Source organism: Bremerella sp. JC817 (assembly GCF_040718835.1).
GTDB lineage: Bacteria > Planctomycetota > Planctomycetia > Pirellulales > Pirellulaceae > Bremerella.
In genome coordinates this window covers 1-433 of the sequence record NZ_JBFEFG010000205.1, presented here as the reverse complement: position 1 = coordinate 433, position 433 = coordinate 1, and the positions used below count along the sequence as shown (strand labels likewise).

The following is a 433-nucleotide window of genomic DNA, read 5'->3' as shown; positions in this document are numbered from 1 at the left end:
TCCGCAGGCAGGGTCAAGTATCCGAATCGTGGCAAGTTCGTCCTGCCAGGCTTCCCAGAATTTCACTAGGGCGTCGCGTTGTGGCTTTTTCATGGGCCGTGACCGTGGTGCCCATGTCCGTGGCCATGACCTGGTGCGACGAAGAGTCTCCGACAGCTAGGTGCCGACGGGCAGGTTCACGAGCGAAAGTTTAATGGGAAACGACCAACTTCACAGATCTATCTCGAAGACGTTCTCGTTGCCGAAGTAGCCTTCTTCCTTCTTCTTCTGCATCGAGGCTCCCTGATCCTTGTCGATGTGCACGAGATCACCAGCGGCTCCGGCTTCTGGTTGGCGGGAAGCATTGTGTTTGTCATTCTCGCGGTCATTTGCGTCTTCGAGCCAGGTCCACATCGCCCGACGCGACATATCTAAGCTGTCGCGATCGTTGCAT

The 433-nt window shown here is 56.1% G+C and carries 1 protein-coding gene; it reads right to left on the bottom strand.

Annotated elements, in window-relative coordinates; genetic code table 11:
* Positions 1–210: 210 nt before the first annotated feature.
* Positions 211–433, bottom strand: a 223-nt coding sequence (locus AB1L30_RS00980) for a hypothetical protein (RefSeq protein ID WP_367011465.1), incomplete at its 5' end; no start/stop codon positions are given.